Source organism: Elioraea sp. Yellowstone (genome assembly GCF_006704265.1).
GTDB lineage: Bacteria > Pseudomonadota > Alphaproteobacteria > Acetobacterales > Acetobacteraceae > Elioraea.
In genome coordinates this window covers 1-5,218 of sequence record NZ_VIKA01000196.1, presented here as the reverse complement: position 1 = coordinate 5,218, position 5,218 = coordinate 1, and the positions used below count along the sequence as shown (strand labels likewise).

The following is a 5,218-nucleotide window of genomic DNA, read 5'->3' as shown; positions in this document are numbered from 1 at the left end:
CCGCCACGCCGAGGCGATCCTCGCCGCGAACGAGCGGGATGTCGCCGCCACCCGCGCGGCCGGCCGCCCGGCCGCCTTCCTCGACCGGCTGGCGCTCACCCCGGCGCGCATCGAGGCGATGGCGCGCGGGGTCGAGGAGGTCGCGGCGCTGCCCGACCCCGTGGGCCGCGTCCTCGCCGAGTGGACGCGGCCGAACGGGCTCACCATCCGCCGCGTCGCGACGCCGCTCGGCGTGATCGGCATGATCTTCGAGAGCCGCCCCAACGTCGCCGCGGATGCCGGCGCGATCGCGGTGAAGTCGGGCAACGCGGTGATCCTGCGCGGCGGCTCCGAGAGCCTCGCTTCGGCGCGCGCGATCCATGCGGCCTTCGCCGCGGGCCTCGCCGAGGCCGGGCTGCCGGCGGAGGCGGTTCAGGTCGCCCCCACCGCCGATCGCGCCTTCGTCGCGGCGATGCTGGCCGGCTCCGGCCTGATCGACGTGATCGTGCCGCGCGGCGGGCGCGCGCTGGTCGAGCGCGTCCAGGCCGAGGCGCGCGTGCCCGTGCTCGCCCATGCCGAGGGCCGCTGCCACACCTTCGTGCACGCGGCCGCCGATCTCGCCAAGGCGCGCGCGATCGTGCTGGACGCCAAGCTGCGCCGCACGGGGATCTGCGGGGCGACCGAGACGCTGCTGGTCGATGCCGCCTGCGCCGCGACGCATCTGCCGCCCATCATCGACGATCTCGCCGCGCGCGGCTGCGCCTTCCGCGCCGATGCCCGGGCGCGCGCGATCCGCCCCGATCTGCCGGCGGCAAACGAGGCCGACTTCGACACGGAATGGCTCGATGCCGTGCTGAACGTCGCGGTGGTCGACGGGGTCGAGGGCGCCGTGGCCCACATCCTGCGCCACGGCTCCGAGCACACGGATGCGATCGTCACCGAGGACGAGGCGGCGGCCGCGGCCTTCCTCGCCGGGATCGACAGCGCGATCGGCATCGTCAACGCCTCGACCCAGTTCGCCGACGGCGGCGAGTTCGGCTTCGGGGCCGAGATCGGCATCGCCACCGGCCGCATCCACGCGCGCGGTCCCGTCGGGCCGGAGCAGCTCACCACCTTCCGCTACCACGTGCTGGGCGACGGCCAGGTGCGCGGATGAGCGGCCGCGCGACCACGCCCCACCTCCGTCGTTCCTGAGCCGCGACGTGCCCGCCGCGATCTCCCACTGGGGCGACGGCCGACGCGGCCGGATCGGCATTCTCGGCGGCAGCTTCAACCCCGCGCACGAAGGCCATCGCCACATCGCCGAGACGGCGCTGAAGCGGCTGGGGCTGAAGGCCGTGTGGCTGCTGGTCAGTCCCGGCAATCCCCTCAAGCCGGTGGACGGGATGGCGCCCTTCGCCGACCGGCTCGCCTCGGCGGCGAGGATCGCCACGGGCAACGCGCGCATCCTGCCGACCGACCTCGAGGCCCGCCTCGGCACCCGCTACACGGTGCAGACTCTCGCGCTGCTGACACGACGCTTCCCGCGCGCGCGGCTCGTCTGGCTGATGGGCGCGGACAACCAGGTGCAGATCCCGCGCTGGCAGGGCTGGCGGCGGATCTTCGCCATGGTCCCGATCGTCGTGTTCCCCCGCCCCGGCTGGACGCGCAAGGCGCTCCACGGCCGCGCCACCCGGGCGATGGCGGCCTCGCGCCTGCCGCATTCCCGCGCGGCCGCGCTGCCGGACATGGCCCCGCCCGCCTGGCTCCTGCTGCCCGGGCGCGAGCATCCGGCGAGTGCGACGCAGATCCGCGCCGCCCGCGCCGCCGACGCGGCGGCTGCCGGTGGGAAGCGCAGGCGCCTGCCCGCCCGTCGCGCGCAGGCGGACGACGTCGAGCGTCTGGTGCGGCTGATCGTCACGAGCCTCGAGAACGACAAGGCGGACGAGATCGTCGTGATCGATCTCGCCGGCAAGGCGAGTTTCGCCGATCGCATGGTGGTTGCCTCCGGCCTTGCCGGCCGCCAGCTCACGGCGATGGCGGAGCACCTGATCGAGACGCTCGAACGGGACGGCGTCCGCAACATCCGCACCGAGGGGCTCGGCGCCTCGGACTGGGTGCTGATCGACGCGGGCGATGTGGTGGTGCACCTGTTCCGCCCCGAGGCACGCGCGCATTATGCGCTCGAGAAGATGTGGGGCATGACGCTGCCGGGCGACGAGGCCCGCTTCGCCTGATCCCGCCGATCGTCGTCATCGCCGTCGGCAGGGGGCGCGGCAGCGCCGAGCAGGCGCTCTACGACCGCTACGCCGCGCGGCTGCGCCTCGCGCCGCGCCTGGTCGAGATCGCCGAGGGGCGCGGCACGCCGATGGAGGCGAAGCGGCGCGAGGGGGCGGCGATCCTCGCCGCGGTGCCGGAGGGGGCCACGCTGGTGGCGCTCGATCTCGGCGGCGCGGACGAGACCACCGAGCAGTTCGCCGCCCGGCTCGCGCGCTGGCGCGAGGCGGGGCGCCTGGTGGCCTTCGCGATCGGCGGCGCGGAGGGGCTTGACGCCGTGGTGCTCGCGCGCGCGGCGCATGTGCTCGCCTTCGGCCGTGCCACCTGGCCGCATCTGCTGGTGCGCGCGCTGCTCGCCGAGCAGCTCTTCCGTGCGGACAGCCTGCTGCGCGGCCACCCCTACCATCGCACCGGACGGCCCGGCGGATGAGCCGCGCTCAGGCCCGCTTCAGGCTCGCCCGGAGCGCGTCCAGCACGCTGTCCATCGCGGCCTGGAACCCGGGGCCGTCGAGATAGCCGTCCATCGCGCCGGTGCGATCAAGGAATGTCTTCCACGCCGGCTCCTGCATCCCCCGCCGGAAACGGTCGTGCAGCGTCGCCGCGGCCGCATCGGACAGGCCGGCCGGCGCCATCAGGCCCTTCATGTTCTCGATCACGACGTTCCAGCCGAGTTCGCGCAGCGTCGGTACCTCGGGGAAGGCGGCGAGTCGCTCGGCGGAGGCGACCGCGAGCGGCCGGACCTGGCCTGCGGCTGCGAGCCCCGCGATCTCCTCGGGCGCCAGCACGGCGAGCTCCACCGTGCCCGCGAGCAGCGCCTGCAGCGACGGCGCGCCGCCGGTGAAGGGCACGTGCAGCAGCTCGACGCCGGCGGCCTGCGAGAGCAGCACGAACACCGCGTGGTAGATCGAGCCCTGTCCCGAGGAGGCGTGCGACACCTCGCCCGGGTTCTTCCTGGCCGCCTCGATGGCGGCGGGCAGATCGGGATAGCGCGTCTTCGGGCCGCCGACGATGATGAGCGGCTGGCGCGTCAGACGGATGATCGAACGGAACGACCGCTTCGGATCGTAGGGCAGGTCGCGGAAGGCCGGCAGCGAGATGCTTTCGCTGCCGCCGCCGACCAGGAGCTGCTCGCCATCGGGGGGCGCGTTGGCCACCTGCTGGGCCGCGATCGCCCCACCCGCACCCGGCTTGTTGATCACCACGAGCGGCACCGGGAAGAAGCGCGAAGCGGCCTCGGCGATCGCCCGTCCGGCGAGATCGGCGCCGCCGCCCGGGGCGAAGCCGACGATCAGCTGGATCGGCCGCGAGGGTTCCCAGGCCCGCGCGCCGCGGGCCGCACCGAGGATTCCGGCTGCCCAGCCGGCCATGAAGCTGCGCCTGGCAAATCGCATCGTCTCCTCCCTCCCGCATCCGGTCGCCGCGGAGTATGCGGGACCGCAGCGGGATGGACCAGCGGGCTGCGCCTTCTTTTTGCCCTGTCACGCTCCCATCTGAGCGCCGCCAGCCAGGGGTAGGACCGCGACATGCAGGAAGTTCTGACCGCGCAGGATCAGCGCGACGAGGGGCCGCGCGCCGCCGCCGCCCGCTTCATCCTCCGCCCGTCGGTGCAGGGCGCGATCATGGCGCTGATCGTGCTGAACGCGATCACGCTCGGGCTCGAGACGTCGGGGCGCGCCATGGCGGCCTTCGGCGACGTGCTGATGGCGCTCGACCGACTGTTCCTGTGGATCTTCACCATCGAGATCCTCGCCCGCATCTACGCCTTCCGCGGCCGTTTCTTCCGGGACCCCTGGGGCATCTTCGATCTGCTGGTGATCGCGATCGCCTGGCTGCCGGCGACCGGTCCGCTCTCGGTGCTGCGCGCCCTGCGGGTGTTGCGCGTGCTCCGGCTGATCAGCATGATGCCGCGGCTGCGCATCGTCGTCGAAGCGATGCTCCATGCCGTGCCGGGGATCGGCGCGATCGCGCTGCTGATGGTGATCCTCTACTACGTCGCGGCAGTGATCGCGACCAAGCTCTTCGCCGACACGCATCCCCAGTTCTTCGGCACGATCGGCGAGAGCATGTACACGCTCTTCCAGATCATGACGCTCGAGAGCTGGTCGATGGGCATCGTGCGGCCGGTGATGGAGGCCTCACCGCAGGCCTGGCTGTTCTTCATCCCCTTCATCCTGATCGCGACCTTCGTGATGCTGAACCTGTTCATCGGCGTGATCATCGAGAGCATCCAGACGCTGCGGAAGCAGCGCGAGGAGGCGGAGGCGCTGCCGGGGCTGGACCCTGCGGTCGTGATGCGCGAGCTGCGCGCGCTGCGCGAGGAGGTGGCCGCGCTGCGGACGACCGTCGGGCCACGGTGACGCGGGTGGGAGCGGCGGCGTCCGCCCGCCGGTGCGCGTGCGTCCGCGCACGCGACGTTCCGCCCGGCCAAGGGCGCGCTGCCGGAACGCAGCCGGGACTCGATCCGGCAGGCGCGGGCGCGTCCGACGCCATCGCGGCGCCTCTTCCCTCGCCGGGCATGCCGTGGCATCGGGCGCGGCCGTGATCGACCCGCCCGACTGGCTCGCTCCGCGCCTTGCCGCCCTGCACAACGGCCCGCATCGCACCGGGTCGCTGATCATCACCCTCTACGGGGATGCGATCGCGCCGCGCGGCGGATCCCTGGCGCTCGCCTCGCTGCTCGCCATCATGGCGGCGCTGGGCATCGGCGAGGGCGTGGTGCGGACCGCCGTCTCGCGGCTGGCCGCGGAGGGCTGGCTGGAGCGGCGGCGGATCGGCCGCAGCGGGTTCTACCGCCTCGCAGCCAAAGGTGCGGAGACCTTCGCCGAGGCGACCCGGCGCATCTACGGCGCCCCGCCGCGGCGCGAGGACCCGCGCCTGGAGCTCGTGGTGCTCGGTCCCGCGAGCGCGCGCGAGGCGGCGCGGGCCGCCCTGGAGGCGGCAGGCTTCGGCGGCCTCGCGCCGGGCGTGTTCGTCGCCCCGGTGG

The 5,218-nt window shown here is 73.8% G+C and carries 5 protein-coding genes and 1 pseudogene; 5 read left to right on the top strand and 1 reads right to left on the bottom strand.

Going from position 1 to position 5,218, the window contains the following annotated elements; all coding sequences use genetic code 11:
• From FK498_RS17245 to FK498_RS17235, 3 genes are all read left to right on the top strand, one after another.
• Positions 1-1,135: glutamate-5-semialdehyde dehydrogenase (locus FK498_RS17245; RefSeq protein ID WP_141856738.1), on the top strand; the 1,135-nt coding region annotated here is incomplete at its 5' end.
• A 46-nt stretch (positions 1,136-1,181) separates the two neighbouring features.
• On the top strand, positions 1,182-2,195 hold the full coding sequence (locus FK498_RS17240) for a nicotinate-nucleotide adenylyltransferase (protein ID WP_202614901.1): 1,014 nt from the start codon (positions 1,182-1,184) through the stop codon (positions 2,193-2,195).
• On the top strand, positions 2,153-2,665 hold the full coding sequence (locus tag FK498_RS17235) for a 23S rRNA (pseudouridine(1915)-N(3))-methyltransferase RlmH (protein WP_141856734.1): 513 nt from the start codon (positions 2,153-2,155) through the stop codon (positions 2,663-2,665). Before FK498_RS17240 ends, FK498_RS17235 begins: the two co-directional genes overlap by 43 nt.
• A gap of 7 nt (positions 2,666-2,672) precedes the next feature.
• Here FK498_RS17235 and FK498_RS17230 read toward each other — a convergent pair whose 3' ends face one another.
• Positions 2,673-3,626 carry a tripartite tricarboxylate transporter substrate binding protein gene (locus FK498_RS17230; protein ID WP_141856732.1) on the bottom strand — a complete coding sequence of 318 codons (954 nt, stop codon included), beginning with the start codon at positions 3,624-3,626 and terminating at the stop codon, positions 2,673-2,675.
• Between the two features lie 132 nt (positions 3,627-3,758).
• Here FK498_RS17230 and FK498_RS17225 point away from each other — a divergent pair, with 132 nt between their 5' ends.
• Together FK498_RS17225 and FK498_RS17220 are read left to right on the top strand one after the other, a co-directional pair.
• A complete protein-coding gene (locus tag FK498_RS17225) occupies positions 3,759-4,592 on the top strand; it encodes an ion transporter (RefSeq protein WP_141856730.1) in 834 nt (277 codons plus the stop codon).
• Positions 4,593-4,773: 181 nt separating this feature from the next.
• A pseudogene (locus FK498_RS17220) lies at positions 4,774-5,218 on the top strand (GntR family transcriptional regulator); the annotation flags it as partial.

What these genes read in the sequence shown, in the direction of transcription:
- FK498_RS17225 (WP_141856730.1), top strand. Translation starts at nt 3,759, where the DNA reads ATGCAGGAAGTTCTGACCGCGCAGGATCAGCGCGACGAGGGGCCGCGC.
- FK498_RS17230 (WP_141856732.1), bottom strand. Translation starts at nt 3,626, where the DNA reads ATGCGATTTGCCAGGCGCAGCTTCATGGCCGGCTGGGCAGCCGGAATC.